Origin of the sequence: Halosimplex aquaticum, from assembly GCF_028747785.1 — an archaeon.
Taxonomy (GTDB): Archaea; Halobacteriota; Halobacteria; order Halobacteriales; family Haloarculaceae; genus Halosimplex; species Halosimplex aquaticum.
On the sequence record NZ_CP118158.1, the window covers coordinates 21,914 to 39,364 of the forward strand.

Here is a 17,451-nt window from a genome sequence, read left to right on the forward strand (position 1 = left end):
TCAGGGCTCGTAGGTCCCTTCGAGGTGGGACTTGTCGACGACGTTTCCCTCGGCGGCGTCGTAGGCGTCGTCTTTCGTCGCGTCCCGGGAGAGGTCGAGCGTGTCGTCCAGCGCGTACAGCAGGAATCGGTACGTGTGCTCGCGGTCAGGTGGATTCGGTCCGCCCCATCCCGTCTCGCCGTAGTCGTTCTCGCCGGCGACGGCGCCGTCGCTCTCCGGGTCCCAGCCCTCCGGGATCGACTCGGTGTCGCCGTCGACGTTCCAGACGACCCAGTGGTCCCAGATCTGGCCGGCGGGCTCGCGCGCATCGGGGTCGTCGACGACGATCAGGAACGACTCCGTGCTCGACGGCGCGCTCGCGATCTCCAGCGGGGGTTGACGTTGTCCTCCGCGTACCCGTACTTCTCGGGGATCCGGCCGCCGTCGTCGAACGCCGGACTCGTGAGCTGTAGGTCCGCCATGGTATCCTCTATCACGAGCCGTGGAGCGCCCGACGCATAAAGCCGCCCCACCGTTCGGCCGGGTCGCGGGGCCCGGAATCGGGCGACTCGGTGGGGATCGCCGGCGCCCGGCGGCGAGCGCCACGCCTATATCCGGCCACCGCCAACCCGCGAGCGTGCAAGTCGTGGGGTACGAGACGGGCGCCGACGGGCCTCCAGCGCTGCTCGTCGCGCGCGACGGCGCGGTCACCGCCGAGTCGCTGGATCCCGGAACGGAACTGGCCTACTCGCTCGGCGAGCGCCACTGCGCCGGCGTGATCGACGACGGCACCCACACCCCGTGTCCCGACCCCGACGCTCCGTACTGTGACGACCACACGTACCGGTGGCCCTGCGCCCGCTGTACCGGCGAGTGCTCGCTGCCGCTGGAGTCCTGCCGCGAGGAACACGCGATCTACCTCGCCGCCTTCGCGTCCGAGACGTTCAAGGTCGGCGTCACGCGCTCCTGGCGCCTCGACACCCGCCTGCGCGAGCAGGGCGCCGACCGCGCCGCCCACCTCCGGACGGTCGCCGACGGCCGCGTCGCCCGGCAGATCGAGGCCGAGATCGCGACCGACGTGGGCGACCGGGTCCGCGTCCCGACGAAGGTCCGGGGCCTCCACGAGGCCGTCGACGAGGCCGCCTGGAACGCACTCGTCGCCGACTTCGACCCCGTCGAGACGTTCGAGTTCGACTACGGCTTCGATCTTTCCGACCGACCCGTGTCGGAGACGCTCGCCTCGGGGACTGTCAGGGGGGTGCAAGGTAGGGTGCTGCTACTCGACAACGGGGAGCACCTACGCCGTCGACATGCGCGACCTGGTCGGCCACGACCTCGAATCGGGACAGAGCGACAGGAACCTGCAGTCGAGCCTCGGCGCGTTCGGGTAAGCGCGACCCACCCGGTCTCCGATCCCCACCCAGTTGTCGCACACAAAACATTTACCGGACCGGAGAGCGCTGGCGAACGTGAATCGAGAAGCGTGGTTGGGCGTCCTCGCGCTCCTGCTCGTCGCGGCCGCCGTCGGCCTCGTCGCGCTAGGCCCCGGCGCGCTCGCCGAGCGGACCGACGAGGACGTCCGGCCGAGCAGACTGTCCCTCCAGGAACCCCGCGTCGCCGCGGGCGAGGTCGGCGGCGAGCGCGCCGAGCTGTCGCTGGACGTACGCATGGACCACCGCGGCGGCGACGCGGAGAACGTCACCGTCGAGGTACAGGCCGTCGACACGGACACCGGTCTCGTCGCGACGACCGTGCGCAAGGACCTGGGCACTATCAGCGGGGACCGCGAGGTGCGGACCCGGATGAACGTCACCGTCGACCGCCAGGGCGGCTACCGCCTCGACATCCGCGTCTACGAGGACGGCCGCCGGATCGAGACCGGGAGCACGCGGGTCAGCGGGGTCGACTCGCTGACGCCGGACTACGCCGAGACCAGCGTCGGCTTCGAGCGCTTCGAAGGCGGCGAGACGAGCCCCCCGGTCATCGCCGCGCAGTCGCTCATCGAGCGGAACAACCGGACGACACTGCGGACCGCGACGGCGCTGACGAACCGCGGGAGAGGCCCGCCGGCGGCCTCGAACTCGTCGTGGTGGCCCGGCAGGTGGAGTCGAATATCATCGCCGACCGCACGTCGGTCCGCGCCGACGAGATAGATCCCGGCCGGACGGTCAACGAGACGGCCGACCTGAAGGTGCCGTCGAACTACAACTACTACCTCGACGCCTTCCTCTATCGGGACGGCGTCCTCGTGGACACGGTGACCGGTTCGGCGATGCTCGACCCGAGCCGACCCGTCCCGAAGAACACCACCCGCGAGGAGGTCGACTTCCAGGCCGGCGACTTCGCGGGGACCCCGAGCCGGAGCCTGACCGGTCGGAGGGGCGACTCCGATGCCCACCGAGAGCGGAGGCGGGCCGGGCTTCGGGGCGGTCGGCGCGCTCGCCGCGCTGGTCGGACTCGCCGCGCTCGCGGCACGGAGGAACCAATGACTGACACCGACACCGACGACGCGACCGGAGGGCGAACCGACGCGACGACGGACGACCCGTCGTCCGAGCCAGCGGCGGTCGAGCGCTCGACCGACGGCGGAGCGACAGCGACCGGCGAGCCCGAGGGCCGCGATCTATTGGCCTACGTCGAGTGGGCGGCGTTCGGTATCCTGTGTCTGCTCGCGCTCGTCGCGACGTTCAGGTTCTACTTCGCCGCCTCGGAGGCGATCCGGGTGTGGTTCAGCGCGGACTTCGTCCCGGTGTTCCAGGCGGTGTTCAACCTGCTCGTGCTGGTCGCGTCGGCGCTGGGCATCTCGGTGCTCGTCCGACGCATCGCCTGAGTACGACAACCCTTTTGGGACGCCGCGGCGAAGCGAGACTATGGCAGACGATCCTTCCGACGAGAGCGACGCGCCCGCCGAGGAGTCGACAGACGAGGCTCCCGAGGGCGGCGAGGACAACGGCGACGGAGAATCGAAGTCCTTCCGCGAGCGCGCCGAGGAGATCCGCCAGCAACGCGCCGAAGAGGGCGACGACGACGGCGAGGGCATGAGCCGCGAGGAGCGCATGGAAGAGATGATGGGCGGCGGCGGCCCGCCCGGCATGGGCGGTGGCGGCGGCGGCAACCCGTTCGCACAGATGATGGGCGGCATGATGGGCGGCGGCGGCCCCGGCGGCCCGCCCGGCATGGGCGGCGGTCCGGGCGGCCGCGGTCGAGAGGAAGAGTCCTCCGAGACCGACGAGGAACTCGTCCGCGAGGTCCGCAAACTGCGCGACGAAGTCCACGACGCCCGACGCGAGCTCGGCCGCATCGCCGACGCGCTCGAAGACTGAACGCGTAGTTCAGTCGCTCTTCTCCGCCAGATAGACGACCGCTAGCTCGTGCAGCGCCGGGTGCGGCTGGGCGGGAGGCCGCGCCGACTGGACCGTCGACAGCGCCTCCCGAAACGACCGACCGGTCCTGATCGCCAGCGCGACGGCCGCGAGCGTCGCGCTCCGCGAGACGCCGTGCGAACAGTGGATCAGCAGCGACCCCTCCCCGAGGAGACGACAGGCCGTGTCCGCGGCCGCCTCGAAGGCCGGCCAGTCGGCCTCGGGACCGTCGACGAGCGGTCGGTGATGCGTCGTCGACGGCTGTGGCTCGCGCGTCGCGGACAGCACGGCGTCGAACGACCGGTCGGTCCGGTCCGGATCCGCGGCGTGGACGTTCCCCAGAAACAGGTCGCGGTCGCCGATACGTCGAACGACGGGGTCGCCGTGGCGGTGGCCGAACGGGCGGACGACGGCCCGGCCGTCCCGCCACCAGTCGGGGCCATGCATGGCTGTTGGGCGGTGCGTTCGAGCGCCGACGACGAGCGGCGAGTTCGCGGCGAAATCGCGCGGTTCGCGGGCGTCAGTCCTCGTAGGCGAGCTTCATCACGAACTGCGAGAAGGTGTCGCTGTGGGCGTTGACCTCGTCGTCGCCGACGAACGGGGAGAGCATGTCGCCGGCCATCAGCAGCGAGAAGTCCAGGTCGCGGGCCGCGGGCTCCAGGTAGTAGGTGTTGTGGCCGTTGTAGACCGTCTCCTCGCGCTGGATGAGGTCCTGGTCGGCCAGCGAGTCGGCGATCCGGCTGCCCTTGCGGGACCCGACGTCAAGTTCCTTCCAGAAGTCGCTCTGGTGGATGCCACCCGTCTCCCGGATGAGTTCCAGTCCCGCGCGCTCGTCCTCGTTGAGGTCTTCCTCGGCAGCAGCCATACCAGTACGGTCCGTGTTTGGGCCGTTTAAATTTGGCTGTCGACGTCCCGGTAGGCCGTCTCACAGGGCGGCCCGTCGGCGTACCGGTACCGGGACCCCTCGCGACCGATCTCGATCAGCGACGACGAGCGCGTCCCGAAGCGGTCCCGGTGGACGCAGACGCCGTACTCGTGGTCGGCGATCACGTCCGCCGCGCGGTCGAGCCACGAGCTGCTCGTCTCTCCGGGTTCGACCTGGAGCGCCGTCGCCACCTTCCCGGCGTTCTGCGCCTGCGCCTCTCCCGCTTCCGCGCGGGCTTCCGGGATCGCGTACTCGCCGTCCGCGCCGACGTTGACGACGACGTGGACGCCCGGGTCGAAGTTCCGCACCCGGCGGCTGTCGCCGTCCCACTCGACGAGCAGCGCCGCGTTCGCGTCGGCGAGGACGAGGTTGAAGCCGTCGTACCGGCGGTCGTCGAGTTCGCGCTCGACCAACCGAGCGGCCTCCTCGGCGGAGGCCTGCCGGAGCGCGTCCCGGACGAGCAGGCCGCGGGAGCGCTCGGCCGTGGCCTCGCCGTCGGCACCAGTCCAGCGATTGGTGATCGCGACGAAGACGCCGCGTTCGTTGTAGCCGATCCAGGTGCCGCCGGCTTCCTCGTCGCGCGGCGCGAGGACGCGCGGCGACTCTTCGACGATTTCCGGTGGCGTCGAGGGCCGGCCGAGCGCCTCGTCGCGGTTGGCCGCCGCGACGACCGGCGCGTCGGTGAAGACCTGCCAGGCGAAGACGAGCGTGCACACGACTCGGCGTACGCGAGGGACGGGATTAAACGTCGCGGCGGGGCGACCGGATCGCGGACCGGGACGGATCAGTCGGTCCGCGCGGCGGCGAGTCGCTCTCGAACTCCGTCGCGGTCGACGGTCCCGGAGTGGGTCCGCGGGAGTTCGTCGGCGAAGGCGACGGTCTTCGGGACGGCGAAGTCCGCTAGACGCTCGCGGGCGCCCTCGCGGACCGCCGCTGCTGTGAGCGCGGTGGATCCGGTCGAATCCTCGGCCGGGACGACCAGTGCGGCGACGCGCTCGCCCCACTCCTCGTCGGGGAGGCCGGTGACCGCCGCGTCGTCGATTCCGTCTATCTCGCGGATCGCGTCGGCGACGCGGGCGGGATGGACGTTCTCGCCGCCGGTGACGACGGCGTCGTCGACGCGCCCGACGACCCAGAGGCGGCCGTCCTCGTCTGCGTAGCCCAGGTCGCCGGTGTGAAATCCCGCCTCGCCGAACGCGGCCGCCGTCTGCTGGGCATCCAGATAGCCGGGCGTCACCGTCGGTCCGGCGACGACGAGTTCGCCTGATTCGCCCGGGTCCACGGGGGAGTGCCCGTCGTCCCCACTTTCGATGACCGTCACGGTCGTGTTCCGCAGCGGCCGACCGACCGTGTCGGGATGCGAGCGGGACTCGTCGGGCGTCGCGGTCGCCACCTGCGACGCCGTCTCGGTCATCCCGTAGGTCGGGTAGGCCGGCACGCCGCGGTCTCCGCAGCGCTCGATCAGGTCGCGGGAGGCTGGCGCGCCGCCCAGCAGGACGAACCGGAGCGAGTCACCCGGGGTCCAACCGGCGTCGAGGAGTCGCGTGAGCATCGTCGGGACGAGCGAGACGCCCGTGATCGCGAACTCGTCGAGGACGCGGGCGGTCGCGTCGGCGTCGAACTCGCGCTGGATCACCGTCGTCGTGCCGTAGAGCGTCGAGCGGACGAGCGGCGCGAGCCCGCCCATGTGGTACGTCGGGAGACAGACCAGCCAGCGGTCGTCGGGGTCGACGCCGAGGCGGTGTGCCGACCCCACGGCGCTGGCGACGAGGTTCCGCCGAGTGAGTCGCACGCCCTTCGGGTCCCCCGACGTGCCCGAGGTGAACATGACGACGCGCTCTGCGTCGAGCGGCCGCTCGCCGGTGACGGGGCGCTCGGCGGAGGCGTCGACCGACTCGCCGGTCGCTGTCAGACCGAGGTGGAGCGACGCGACCTCGTCGGACGCCGGATCGTCGACCGACGCCACCGGCACGTCCGACGGGGCCGCCTCCGCCGCCAGTCCCTCCGTCGCTCTCCCGCAGATCAGTAGGTCGACGTCGGCTCGCGACGCCTGCGCTCGGAGCCGTTCGGCCGGAAGTTCGGCGTTCAGCGGAACCGCGCTCGCCCCGAGGCGACCGAGCGCGAAGTAGCAGTCGGCGAAGGCGACACGCGTCCCGAACAGGAGCCCGACGCGGCCGCCCGCGGCGTCGAACGGGTCGCCGGCGTCGCCGTCGAACCGGTCGGCGAGCCGAGCGGCGCGAGCGGACGCGCGCTCGTCGAACGCTCGGTACGTCCACTCGGTCCCCTCGTCGGCGTCGACGACCGCCGTCGCGTCCGGTGTCGACGCGGCGCGCTGGCGGAGGAGGTCGCTGGACGGGTCGCTCACGGGGTCGTCGACCGGCCACTCGGCGGGTCCGGGCAGGCTCACGGTCCCACCTCGGACGCGTCGATGCCGATGCCGGGGTCCTGCGGGACAGCCATGGCCCCCTCCGAAACCGGCGCTGGATCGGGCGCGAGGTCTTCGGCGAGCAGTTCGCCGGTCGCGAGTCCGCAGGGGGCGACGTCCGGGATAGCGGCGGCGACGTGGACCGCGGCGGTGCGCGCGACGACCGCGCCGACGGTCGTCGTCACGACGGGTTCGATCCTCCTCGCGGGCCCGCATCGCCAGGGTGTGCGCGGTGCCGGGGCCGCCCAGGACCATCGGTTTCAGTACCACCACGTCGGCCGCTCCGGCGTCGAACACCGCGGCCATCGACCGCTCGGCGAGCGTCTCGTCGACGGCGATGTCGACGTCGTCGCTCCGCTCGCGCAGGGTCGCGAGGCCCGAGAGGTCGTCCGCCGGCAGCGGCTGCTCGACGTAGGCCACGCCGACCGGACCGACTCCGTCGAGGGCTCGCTGGGCTTCCTCGCGAGTCCAGGCGCCGTTGGCATCGAGCCGCAGTGTCACGTCGACGCCGACGGCCTCGCGGACCGCCCGCACTCGCTCGACGTCGGCGTCGACCGAGCGCGCGCCGACCTTGAGTTTCAGGCAGTCGAATCCCCGGTCGATGGCCGCAGCGGCCCGCTCGACCGTGGATTCGCGGTCGGCGTCGCCGACGGTCGCGTTGACGGGGACGCGGTGGACGGTCCGCGAGTCGTCGAACCAGCGATAGAGCGGGAGGCCGTCGGCCCGGGCGTCGGCGTCGAGGAGCGCGGTCGCGAACCCGTGGCGTGCGGCGCGGGCCTCGTCCGCGCCGAGTTCGAGCAGGGCGGCGCTGTGGTCGCCGTCCGCCCCCGCTGCGAGCGCCCGGTCGAGCGCGTCCTCGCAGTCGGCCAGCGACTCGGTCCATCCCGGTAGCGGCGTGGCTTCGCCGATTCCCGTCTCGCCGCGGTGGTCGTAGCGGACCACGAACCCGGAGCGCTCGTCGATGTCGCCCGCGGAGGTCGAGAGCGGCGATTCCAGCGGCAGCGAGAACGACCGGACGGACGCGGAGCGGTCGCCGCTCATAGCAGCGCGGGCGCGGCGAGTCCGCCGGCGAACAGGAGCGAGTGGACGAACAGCGTCTGGCCCACCCGTTCGAGCGCCGGATTGAGCGCCTCGCCGTCGGTGCGTTCGAGCACGGTCTTCGAGACTATCGCCGCGAGCGGCAGCGAGAGGAGCGGCGCGAGCGCCCACTGCCCGTACTCCGGGTCGAGCGCGAAGACCACCGGGACGACGTAGGCCATCCCGACGAGGGCGAGGAACTCGACGCGGCTCCAGCGGTAGCCGAAGCACCGCGAGGGTCCGCTTCCCCGCGGCGGCGTCGCTCTCCCTGTCGCGGATGTTGTTCACGACGAGGATCGCCGTCGAGAGGGCCGCGGCGGGGAGACTGGCGACCACGGCCGCGACCGGGAGTGTCTCCGGTGGGATCCCGGTCGGGAACAGACCGACTGGCGCGTACATGACCGCCTGGACGTAGTAGGTACCCGTGACGGCGACGACGCCGAAGTAGACGAACACGAAGAGGTCGCCGAGGCCGCGGTAGCCGTAGGGGAACGGTCCGCCGGTGTAGAGGACGCCCGCCGCGATGCCGGAGAGGCCCACGACGACGATGGGGAGGCCGCCGACGGCGACGAGCGGGACCCCGACGACGACCGCGAGCCCGTAGGTGGCGACCATCGCCCACTTGACCCGCCCGGCCGGGATGAGTCCGCCGGCGGTGACCCGGGTGAACCCCTCGCGGTCGTCGGTGTCGGCTCCCTTCATCGCGTCGTAGTAGTCGTTCGCGAAGTTAGTCCCCACCTGGATCAGGAGCGCGCCGACGAGCGCCGCGAGCCAGGTCTCTGGGGTGAACACCTCATCGTGGAAAGCCAGCCCCGCGCCGACGATCACCGGCGCCGACCCCGCGGGGAGGGTCTGGGGCCGCGCGGCCATCAGCCACGCCCGCGTCTTCGAGACCTGCGCGTCTGCAGTCGACATTACCGGCTACTCGGGACCCGTCGAGTGTCAAAGTTGGCATCCGCCGCGGTGGGCGGACCGGCGGAGAACTACCGACGAGGCGACGCGTCCCGACGCCGTGAAACCGGCCGACGTCAGCCGGGCGTCGGGTCGCCGTCGCCGAGAATCCTGTCGATGATGCTCTGTCGATCCGGTGCCTTCTCGTCCTCGTCGTCGGGCGTTGGGAAGTCGGGCATGTCTGGCATTGGACCGAGTTCCTCCGCTCGCTTTGTGCCTCCACGCGGGTAAGGGCTGTCCCGCGATCAGCCGAGCGCCCCACATGCCAGTCGCCGACGGACGCGCCGCCGCAGATGCGCGACCTTCCGGCGCACGTACGACTCCTCGACGTACTCGGCGTCGAGGTCGGTGAGAACCCGGCGCATCTGCTCGGAGCCGCGGTCCCGGTCGATGCCCGCGTCCCGGAGGTGCTTCAGCGGGTGCCGGCGCCAGTTGTACTCCTCGTGTGCGTACACGTCGATTCGGCCCCGTGCCTGCCTGACGAGTACGGCGTGGAGCTGTCTGTCCGCGAACGGCGAGTCCCGGTAGACCCAGCTCCCGTTCGTCTGGTTGCCGAGCGGGGTGTAGTGGTACATGCTCACCGGGTTCCAGCGGAACCCGTACTCCGAGAGGCGCGACTCCACGTCCTCTATCGGACGCTCGATCGTCCCGGCGTATGCGCTGGGATACACGCGATACGTCTCAGGCACCACCGATCGGACCGCCCGGTCGAGCCAGGGGCCGATAGCTCGACGGACGCGGTATCCGAGCCGTCGCTCGACGGACTGGGCCATACCCGGTTTTCGGCCGCGAATCGGGAGAACGTTACGGCGGCGACTCTGGATCCGATGTCGGATGAAAGACAGGGATCGATCGAATTACGGACGCCATCCTCGTTCTGACCGCCGTGAGGTAACAGCGCGGTATGCGTGCGAACTGAGCATCCTGGTAGCGTGTCTGTCCGGCGCCTTCGGCGCCGGTTCACGTGAGCGGCTTTGCCGCTCGCGTTTTTTCACTCATGTTATTGCCGCCCGGGTTTCCGCAGCACGCCTCTGGCGCGCGAGGAAACCGGGGCGGGGAAAAGATGACCCCTAGTAATACCAGTCGTAGTCGTCGAAGTCGGGGTCGCGGCCCTCGTTGAAGGCGTCGCGGCCCTCCTTGGCCTCGTCGGTCATGTAGCCGAGGCGGGTCGCCTCGCCGGCGAACACCTGCTGGCCGACCATGCCGTCGTCGGCCGCGTTGAACCCGTACTTGAGCATGCGGATGGCCATCGGTGACTTGCTGGTGATCCGGTCGGCCCAGTCGAGGGCGGTGTCTTCGAGGTCCTCGTGGGGGACGGCCTCGTTGACCATGCCCATGTCGGCGGCCTCCTCGGCGTCGTAGGTCTTGCCGAGGAAGAATATCTCGCGGGCCTTCTTCTGGCCGACCTGGCGAGCGAGGTACGCCGAGCCGAAACCGGCGCCGAAGGAGGCCACGTCCGGGTCGGTCTGGAGGAACTTCGCGTGGTCCTCGCTGGCGAGCGTGAGGTCGCAGACGACGTGCAGGGAGTGGCCGCCGCCGACGGCCCAGCCGGGGACGACGCAGACGACGGGCTTGGGGATGTGGCGGATGAGGCGCTGGACTTCGAGGATGTGGAGGCGCCCGGCCTCCGCGGCGCTCTGGGTCTCGTTCTCGCCGTCGTCACCCCGGTACTCGTACCCTCGTCGCCGCGGACGGACTGGTCGCCACCGGCGCAGAACGCCCAACCGCCGTCTTTCGGCGAGGGGCCGTTGCCGGTCAGGAGGACGCAGCCGATATCGGACTGGCGCTTGGCGTGGTCGAGCGCGGTGTAGAGTTCGTCGACGGTGCCGGGGCGGAAGGCGTTGCGGACTGCGGGGCGGTCGAAGGCGATGCGGACGGCGTCGACGGCTGTTCCGCGGTGGTAGGTGATATCGCGGAAGTCGAACGCCTCGACCGGTTCCCACCGGCCGGGGTCGAAGATCTCGGAAACCATGGCCGGTGCTCGGGTCGGACCGCGCAAAAAGATTCCTCAGTCGGTCACGACGGCGGTCGCCTCTACCTCGACGCACAGGTCGTCGTCGACGAGGCGGCTGACTTCGACCATCGTCGAGGCGGGGCGGACGTCGCCGAAGACCTCGCCGTGGGCCCGCCCGACCGCCTCGTAGTCGTCGATGTCGGTGACGTACATCCGGGTGCGGACCACGTCCGACAGCGAGGCGCCCGTCTCCGCCAGTGCGGCCTCGACGATCTCCAGCGCGGCCTCGGTCTGTTCGTAGGGGCCGTCGCCGATGACCTCGCCGTCCTCGTCGACCGGGGTGGTCCCGGAGACGTGGACCTGGCCGTCGACGGCGACGGCTCGCGAGTAGCCCACGTGTGACTCCCACTCGGTCCCGCTCGAAACGGTCTGGCGCGACATGTGAGCCGACTGACGCGGCGGACACCTCGGTCTTGCGGTCGCGCGGGCGGGGCTCGTCGGCCGGAACTGTCCGACGGCGCCGACTATCTCGGACGATACTGGGCCGCAGGCGTTTTAGCGTCGGCCTCCGAAGTCGGCGTACTCACCCAGCGCTCGCCATGACAGAGACGTTCTACGACCTCCTCGGCGTGGCCGACGACGCGAGCACCGAGGAGATCGAGACGGCCTACCGCGAGGCCATCAAGCGGGTCCACCCCGACGTGAGTGACGACGTGGACGCCGGCGAGCGCACGAAGCGGCTCAACGAGGCGAAGCGGGTGCTCACCGACGAGGACGAGCGCGCCCGCTACGACCGACTGGGCCACGAGACCTACACGGGCGAGAGCCCGAGCGGGTCCAGCACGACCCCGAACGGTCGCGGACACGCGGCGGGCTCGGCTCGGACCTCGGGGGCCGGCACGAGTTCAGATTCTGACCAGAGCGGTTCGACCAGGCGAGATTCGACCGGGCGCTGGAGCGAGTGGGCTGCGGGCAGCCAGCGTCGGGGGACCGGGGAGACGGATCGCCCGGGCGAGAGCACGTGGCGCGGGTCCCAGCAGCGCGGCCGACGGTCCGGCCGCCGCCGGGAGTCACGCGGCCGCGGCCGTCGCTGGGAAGACGGCTCCGACGCCGGTCGTACGGGCCCGACCGGCGGCCGTGGAACGGAACGAGCGGCGAACGACGGTGCGGGAGCGAGCGACGGTGCGGGTAACGGGGACACCGGATCGGCAGCGGCCGGGAGCGGCGTCGGGCGGTCGAACGGCGGCGCGGCACGGGCCGGCGGCAGCACGGCTCGATCGCCGGGCGACGGGACGACTCGATCGCGGGGCGACTCGACGGGCCCGGCCTGGCAGTCGAGCGGGACGGCGGCGGACGAGGGGTCGCCGTCCGCCCAGCGGCAGGCCGCGGCCGGGTCGACCGACGGACCGAACGCCGACTGGTCCTGGAACGCCTGGCAGTCCACGGGCGCGTGGGCCGTCCGCCAGGGTTCCGAGCGCACGCGTCGGCTCCGCCCGAGCCGCCTGTTCCCGAAGGGCCAGTCGCTCGTCATCCTCGGGTCGATATTCTTCCTCTACCCCTTCTTCGTCGGGAGCGTGCTCTATCCGCGGTTCCCCCTCGCCGCGCGGGTGGCCATCGCGGTCTGCACGCTCCTGACGTTCGCGTACCTCCTGTCGATTCCGGAAGCCGCGATCGCGATTTACGGGCTCTGGAGCGTCCTCGTACCGGTCGTCCTGATCGCCGTCCCCGGCGTGAGTCTGTTCTCCCTGGTCGGCGTCGTCGGCCTCGTCGCGACGTGGGTCCCGCTCGGACTCTCGGTGTTGACCTACTCACTGGTGCGGCCGTGACGGAGAGGGGCCGAGACCTCGGTCAGCTATCGGACGCGATCCGCTCGCAGACGCGCTCGTGGAGCGTCTCGCGGACGCGGTGGCTGGCCTCGCCGTCGACCCGCACCTCGATGACCTGCGTGCCGTCGCTCGCGAGTGAGTCGCGATAGGCCTCCGCGAAGCCCTCGGCGTCCTCGACGCGCCGGAACTCCAGGCCGTAGAGGTCGCCGGTCGGTTCGAAATCGAGGCCGTGGGGCGTCTTGAACTGGTCGGTGAAGGGGGGATCGAACGACTCGATGGGGAGGAGGTGGAAGATGCCGCCGCCGTCGTTGTTGATCAGCACGACGGTCGCGTCGACGCCGCAGCGCGCGACCGAGAGGAGGCCGTTCATGTCGTGGTAGTACGCCAGGTCGCCGGTCACGAGCACCAGCGGATCGTCGGTGGCGCTCCCGGCGCCGAGGGCGGAACTGGTGATCCCGTCGATGCCGCTGGCGCCGCGGTTGCCCAGCACGGTCAGGTCCGCCGGTCGGGGGCGGCCGAACCGGTCGCAGTCGCGGACCGGCATGCTGTTCGAGACGAACACGGTCGCCGGGTCGGGCGCTTGCGCGACGACCTCGGCGAGGACCGCTCCTCGAAGAACCGCTCGTCGGCGCCGGACTCGACGGTGTTCCAGTGGACCGCCTCGGCGCGCTCGAAGCGGTCGCGCCACTCGCCGGAACCCACTCGCGTCCGCGCGGTCGCCCAATCTCTCGGCGAACGCCGAGGCGACGGCCGACGGATCTGCCTCGACGTAGTCGGTGGCCGTGAACTCGGCTTCGGGCCAGTCGCCCGCCGGGTCGACCACGACCTGTCGGGCGTCCGCGTCGCGCAGGAAGCGCCGGAGGGCCTTCGACGTGGGCGAGGCGCCGACACGGACCACGAGATCGGGATCGGGCCAGCCCTCGGCGCCGAGATAGGAGTCGTAGCCGCCGCAGACGAGGTGGTCCTCCGCGAGCGGCCCGTAGCGGAGCCCGGACAGCGGATCGGCGAGCAGCGGCCAGCCCGTCGCGCCGAGGAGCGCGCCGATAGCGTCCGGGTCGCAGACCCCGGATTCAGCGGCCCGGCGACGATCAGTCCGCGCTCGGCGGCGTCGGCGGCGGCCGCCACGTCGTCGATAGCCCGCTCGTCGGGTGTGAGCGTTCCGCCCGCCGTCCTGACGAAGGGGCCGTCTCGACCGTCGCTCCCGAGCGGTGCGGTCTCGGCGAGCGAGTCGGGCACGTCGCCCGGTCGCTCGACGGGTTCCAGCGGTTTCGCGACGGGGACGTTGAGGTGGACAGGGCCGGGGTTCGCGCCGGTCGTCTTCGCGACGGCGCGGTCGGCGGCGACCCGGAGCGAGCGGAGCCGACGCGCATCGGGCGCGGGTTCGGGGAGTTCGCGGTACCAGCGGACGGCGTCGCCGTAGAGCTTCGTCTGGTCGACGGTCTGGTTGGCGCCGCTGTCCGAGAGCTCGCGGGCCGGTCGGCGGTCAGCACGAGTAGCGGGACGCGGGACTGGTCCGCCTCGACGACCGCCGGGTGGTAGTTCGCGGCGGCGGTCCCGGAGGTGCAGACCAGCGCCGTCGCTTCGCCCGTGCGTCGGCCCCGGCCGAGCGCGAAGAACGCGGCCGAGCGCTCGTCGAGCACGGAGTAGGTCCCGACGTCCGGGTGGTCCGCGAAGGCGACGGTCAGCGGCGTCGACCGACTCCCCGGGGAGATACAGGCGGCGGTGACGCCGCTCGCGACGAGTTCGTCGACGAGCGTTCGACCCCACAGGGTCGCGCGGTTCGGTGCGGTCACGCGGACCTCACCCGGTTCGGTGCGGTCACCCGCTGGCGGCGTCCGGTCATTCGAGCGCGTCGAGGACCGGGCGGTACTTCAATTGCACCTCGTCCCACTCGCGGTCCGGGTCGCTGTCGCCGACGATGCCGTTGCCGGCGAACAGCGTGGCCCGTCGACCCGTCGCGACCGCCGACCTGATCGCGACGGCGAAGGTCCCGTCGCCGTCGGCGCCGAACCAGCCCACCGGCGAGGCGTACCAGCCCCGCTCGAACGTCTCGGTCTCCGTGATCGTCTCCAGAGCCTCGTCCGGGGGAAGTCCGCCGACCGCCGGCGTCGGGTGCAGCGCCTCGACGAGCGAGAGGACGTGGTCGTCCTCCGCGAGTTCGGCGGTCACCGGCGTCTGGAGGTGCTGGACCGTCGCGAGCCGGCGAACCGTCCGGTCGCCCGTCGAAATCGACGTGGCGAACGGATCGAGTTGCGCCTTGATCGCCTCGACGACGAGTTCGTGCTCGTGGCTGTCCTTCGCGCTCTCCTGGAGCTTGCTCGCGAGCCACTCGTCTTCTTCGGGGTGTCGCCCCGGCCGGTCGACCCGGCGAGCGCCTCGGTCGTGACCGTCCGGCCGTCGCGGCTGACCAGCCGCTCGGGCGTCGCGCCGAAGAACTGGCCGCCGCCCTCGGGCGCCACGAGGAACCGGAAGCAGTCGGGGTAGGTCTCCGAGAGGCGAGCGTACACCGCCGGGACCGACAGTTCGTCGCGCAGGTCGACGGTCAGCGCCTGCGCGAGGACGACCTTCCGGAGCGTCCCGCGCTCGATGCGTTCGACGGCCGCCTCGACCTGCCGGCGCCAGCCGGCGTCGTCGGGGGTGTACGTTCGTCGCTCGATCCCGGGACCGCCGGTCGGCAGTTCGTCGTCAAGCGAGGCGACGCGCTCGGCCCACTCGCCGAGTCGCTCGTCGGCGGTCGATGCCGCCGACGGGCCTGTCGCGGTCGCCACGACCCACGTCGATCCGTCGGCGTCCGAGACGACCTGCACGGCTGGGAGGACGAACTGCGCGTCCGGGAAGCCGTCCCACTGGGACTGCCCGTCGTCCTTGTCGTCCTCGTGGAAGGCGAAGCCGCCGAACAGGCGCGGTCGCGCCGCGCGCGGCAGGTCCGACGCGACGGTCCGGCCGGCGAACAGCGCCTCGCCCGCGCGCCGAACGGTGTCGAATCGACCGGGGCCGTCCGCCGCGATCGTCGCCGCCGACCCGCCCGCGGCGACCTGCTGGCCGGCCTCCGACCAGGCGACCGCCGGTCGGGGGAGTTCGCGCAGGACGGCCCCGACCGGCACGGGGCCGACCTCGCGGCCGCGCGTCGCGATGGTCGTCTCGCCGGGGTCGACCGACGACTCGTCACCACGCAGAGGTTCCATCTCCAGGCGCTTAGCACCGTGTGCCTTTCAGCCTAACTACTTCGCCCGGGCCGCCTCCCTCGCCGTTCGGCCGCGTACGCGACCCGCCGTTGCCGGTCGCCGATCGACCGCCGGAGCGGCCGAAGACCCGGACGACTCAAGACGCAAAAATCGCACGATGGGGGGCTGTCCGGGCCGGATATAACCCCCGCCAGAGTTAAATACCCCCTCACCGAAGATTCGACCGATCCGATGCCCAAGGTTGATCTCACGATCCCCGAACACCTCGAAATGCGCATCACCCAGCTCGTCGAGCAGGGTGAGTTCCTCAACCGGGAGGAAGCCATCGAGGACCTGCTCTCGACGGGGTTGAAGGCATACAAGACGAGCGGACCGATGGACGACGACGAGGACGCGGGGTACGAGGACGACGGGATGATGGGCCACGAAGACGAGTACGTCTTCTGAGCGCTCGCTGAACACCTGTGTGACCCACTGACGGACAATTCTTAAACCGGCGGTTACCGTACTGGGCCGCATGCACAAGGACGAACTGCTGGAGCTACACGCGCAGATGGTGCTGATCAAGGACTACTTCGCCAACCTCGAAGACGTGGACTCGACGCTGTTCGACCCCTACGAGGAACTCGACGTCACGCCCGACGACGTCCACAAGTCCAAGAGCGAGCACAAACACGCCGTGTTCGTCCTCGGCAACGCCCTCGCCACCGCCATGAGCGAAGACGAGTTCTCCGACGCCGGCCGCGTCGGCAAGCGCATGAAGGAACTCGCCGAAGACGCCGAGAAGAAGCTCTAGATCGGCGGTACGTCGCAGACAGTTCGTCCCACTGGGCTGGGACCCGCGGAACGGGAGACGGGCATCGACGCTACAGTCCCGGCGACCGCCGGGAGTCGGACGGGTGGACGGTCGCGGAGAGGAGGTCGGGTGGACGGTCGCCGGTGGCTACTTGTCGCTTCCGCGCGCAGTCGACGCATGAGCGTCGCGGACATCGACCGCGAGAGCGAAGCGATCGCCTGTACCATCGACGACCGCGGGCGACTCGCGGTGACGATCGACCGCCCCGACAGCCTCAACGCTATCGACGACGCCGTCCGCGAGGAGATCACCGCCCTCCTCGACCGCGTCGACGACGACGCCGTGCGGTGCGTCACCTTCGAGGGTGCAGGGGAGAAGGCCTTCAGCGCGGGCGCAGACGTCGACAGCGTCGCCGACCGCACCCCCGCCGAGGCCATCGACGTGACGCCGCTCTACGAAGTCGTCGTGGAGTATCCGCGGCCGACGCTGGCCGCGATCCGGGGATACTGCCTCGGCGGCGGCCACGAACTCGCGCTGGCCTGCGACATGCGCGTCGCGTCGGCCGACGCCGAGTTCGGCTTTCCCGAGATCAATCTCGGCCTGCTCCCCGGCGGCGGCGGGACGCAGCGACTCGTCCGACTCGTCGGCGAGGCGCGCGCGAAGGAACTCGTCTTCCGCGGCCACCGCATCGACGCCGAGCGCGCGGCCGACTGGGGCCTGATCAACCGCGCGGTCCCGCCGGAGGCGTTCGAGGAGACAGTCGAGTCGTACGTGGACGACCTGACCAGCGGGCCGCCGCTGGCCCTGAAGGTCGCGAAGTCGGTCCTCAACAACGCGGAGGACACCAGTCTCGCCGCAGGGATGGCGATGGAGAGCCAGGGATTCGGCTTCCTGACCACAACCGAGGACTTCGAGGAAGGCCGCCGGGCGTTCCGCGAGGACCGCGACCCCGAGTTCGAGGGCGAGTGATC

Annotated in this window: 12 protein-coding genes and 8 pseudogenes; 8 read left to right on the plus strand and 12 right to left on the minus strand. The window is 71.2% G+C overall.

Annotation, left to right across the window (positions count from 1 at the left end; all coding sequences use genetic code 11):
- Positions 1-461: pseudogene (locus PSC72_RS00130) on the minus strand (YbhB/YbcL family Raf kinase inhibitor-like protein).
- 155 nt (positions 462-616) lie between these two features.
- Here PSC72_RS00130 and PSC72_RS00135 point away from each other — a divergent pair.
- The 4 genes and pseudogenes from PSC72_RS00135 to PSC72_RS00150 all read left to right on the plus strand — a co-directional run bounded on the left by PSC72_RS00135 (position 617) and on the right by PSC72_RS00150 (position 3,302).
- Positions 617-1,370: pseudogene (locus PSC72_RS00135) on the plus strand (DUF2797 domain-containing protein).
- A 78-nt stretch (positions 1,371-1,448) separates the two neighbouring features.
- The gene (locus PSC72_RS00140) at positions 1,449-2,132 is read left to right on the plus strand and encodes a DUF7490 domain-containing protein (RefSeq protein ID WP_274323894.1); all 684 of its coding nucleotides are present in this window, start codon (positions 1,449-1,451) and stop codon (positions 2,130-2,132) included.
- Positions 2,081-2,809 (plus strand): DUF7490 domain-containing protein, encoded by a 729-nt coding sequence (locus PSC72_RS25695; RefSeq protein WP_274323895.1) that lies wholly within the window; start codon positions 2,081-2,083, stop codon positions 2,807-2,809. The genes PSC72_RS00140 and PSC72_RS25695 overlap by 52 nt, the downstream gene beginning before the upstream one ends.
- A 40-nt stretch (positions 2,810-2,849) precedes the next feature.
- Positions 2,850-3,302 carry a hypothetical protein gene (locus PSC72_RS00150; protein ID WP_274323896.1) on the plus strand — a complete coding sequence of 151 codons (453 nt, stop codon included), beginning with the start codon at positions 2,850-2,852 and terminating at the stop codon, positions 3,300-3,302.
- Positions 3,303-3,311: 9 nt separating this feature from the next.
- Here the strand turns inward: PSC72_RS00150 and PSC72_RS00155 are convergent, their stop codons facing one another.
- The 9 genes and pseudogenes from PSC72_RS00155 to PSC72_RS00195 all read right to left on the minus strand — a co-directional run bounded on the left by PSC72_RS00155 (position 3,312) and on the right by PSC72_RS00195 (position 11,114).
- Positions 3,312-3,788 carry a protein-tyrosine phosphatase family protein gene (locus PSC72_RS00155; RefSeq protein WP_274323897.1) on the minus strand — a complete coding sequence of 159 codons (477 nt, stop codon included), beginning with the start codon at positions 3,786-3,788 and terminating at the stop codon, positions 3,312-3,314.
- 73 nt (positions 3,789-3,861) lie between these two features.
- Positions 3,862-4,206, minus strand: a complete 345-nt coding sequence (locus PSC72_RS00160) for a helix-turn-helix transcriptional regulator (protein ID WP_274323865.1) — start codon at positions 4,204-4,206, stop codon at positions 3,862-3,864.
- 26 nt (positions 4,207-4,232) lie between these two features.
- Positions 4,233-4,982 (minus strand): NRDE family protein, encoded by a 750-nt coding sequence (locus PSC72_RS00165; protein ID WP_274323898.1) that lies wholly within the window; start codon positions 4,980-4,982, stop codon positions 4,233-4,235.
- A gap of 68 nt (positions 4,983-5,050) precedes the next feature.
- The gene (locus PSC72_RS00170) at positions 5,051-6,631 is read right to left on the minus strand and encodes a class I adenylate-forming enzyme family protein (protein WP_382261832.1); all 1,581 of its coding nucleotides are present in this window, start codon (positions 6,629-6,631) and stop codon (positions 5,051-5,053) included.
- Between the two features lie 38 nt (positions 6,632-6,669).
- Positions 6,670-7,732 (minus strand): annotated as a pseudogene (gene menC / locus PSC72_RS00175) (o-succinylbenzoate synthase).
- Positions 7,729-8,683: pseudogene (locus tag PSC72_RS00180) on the minus strand (1,4-dihydroxy-2-naphthoate polyprenyltransferase). The pseudogenes menC and PSC72_RS00180 overlap by 4 nt, the downstream one beginning before the upstream one ends.
- Before the next feature lie 281 nt (positions 8,684-8,964).
- Positions 8,965-9,492, minus strand: coding sequence for a hypothetical protein (locus tag PSC72_RS00185; protein WP_274323868.1), 528 nt, complete (start codon positions 9,490-9,492; stop codon positions 8,965-8,967).
- A 297-nt stretch (positions 9,493-9,789) separates the two neighbouring features.
- A pseudogene (locus PSC72_RS00190) lies at positions 9,790-10,691 on the minus strand (1,4-dihydroxy-2-naphthoyl-CoA synthase).
- Positions 10,692-10,727: 36 nt separating this feature from the next.
- Positions 10,728-11,114 carry a RidA family protein gene (locus PSC72_RS00195; protein WP_274323870.1) on the minus strand — a complete coding sequence of 129 codons (387 nt, stop codon included), beginning with the start codon at positions 11,112-11,114 and terminating at the stop codon, positions 10,728-10,730.
- Positions 11,115-11,272: 158 nt separating this feature from the next.
- Between PSC72_RS00195 and PSC72_RS00200 the strand changes: the two genes are divergently transcribed.
- Positions 11,273-12,499 (plus strand): DnaJ domain-containing protein, encoded by a 1,227-nt coding sequence (locus PSC72_RS00200; RefSeq protein WP_274323871.1) that lies wholly within the window; start codon positions 11,273-11,275, stop codon positions 12,497-12,499.
- Positions 12,500-12,521: 22 nt separating this feature from the next.
- On the opposite strand, the pseudogene menD reads toward PSC72_RS00200, so the two are convergent.
- A pseudogene (menD, locus tag PSC72_RS00205) lies at positions 12,522-14,292 on the minus strand (2-succinyl-5-enolpyruvyl-6-hydroxy-3-cyclohexene-1-carboxylic-acid synthase).
- 46 nt (positions 14,293-14,338) lie between these two features.
- Positions 14,339-15,684, minus strand: a pseudogene (locus tag PSC72_RS25535) (isochorismate synthase).
- A gap of 231 nt (positions 15,685-15,915) precedes the next feature.
- Between PSC72_RS25535 and PSC72_RS00220 the strand changes: the two are divergent.
- The 3 genes and pseudogenes from PSC72_RS00220 to PSC72_RS00230 form a co-directional block, all read left to right on the plus strand.
- Positions 15,916-16,131, plus strand: a complete 216-nt coding sequence (locus PSC72_RS00220) for a ribbon-helix-helix domain-containing protein (protein WP_274323873.1) — start codon at positions 15,916-15,918, stop codon at positions 16,129-16,131.
- 70 nt (positions 16,132-16,201) lie between these two features.
- The gene (locus PSC72_RS00225; protein ID WP_274323874.1) at positions 16,202-16,480 is read left to right on the plus strand and encodes a UPF0058 family protein; all 279 of its coding nucleotides are present in this window, start codon (positions 16,202-16,204) and stop codon (positions 16,478-16,480) included.
- Positions 16,481-16,705: 225 nt separating this feature from the next.
- Positions 16,706-17,449, plus strand: a pseudogene (locus PSC72_RS00230) (enoyl-CoA hydratase/isomerase family protein); the annotation flags it as partial.
- Positions 17,450-17,451 lie beyond the last annotated feature (2 nt).

Coding starts and splice junctions, on each gene's coding strand:
- PSC72_RS00185 (WP_274323868.1), bottom strand. CDS start 9,492: ATGGCCCAGTCCGTCGAGCGACGGCTCGGATACCGCGTCCGTCGAGCT.
- PSC72_RS00150 (WP_274323896.1), top strand. CDS start 2,850: ATGGCAGACGATCCTTCCGACGAGAGCGACGCGCCCGCCGAGGAGTCG.
- PSC72_RS00160 (WP_274323865.1), bottom strand. CDS start 4,206: ATGGCTGCTGCCGAGGAAGACCTCAACGAGGACGAGCGCGCGGGACTG.
- PSC72_RS00220 (WP_274323873.1), top strand. CDS start 15,916: ATGCCCAAGGTTGATCTCACGATCCCCGAACACCTCGAAATGCGCATC.
- PSC72_RS00155 (WP_274323897.1), bottom strand. CDS start 3,788: ATGCATGGCCCCGACTGGTGGCGGGACGGCCGGGCCGTCGTCCGCCCG.
- PSC72_RS00195 (WP_274323870.1), bottom strand. CDS start 11,114: ATGTCGCGCCAGACCGTTTCGAGCGGGACCGAGTGGGAGTCACACGTG.
- PSC72_RS00225 (WP_274323874.1), top strand. CDS start 16,202: ATGCACAAGGACGAACTGCTGGAGCTACACGCGCAGATGGTGCTGATC.
- PSC72_RS00200 (WP_274323871.1), top strand. CDS start 11,273: ATGACAGAGACGTTCTACGACCTCCTCGGCGTGGCCGACGACGCGAGC.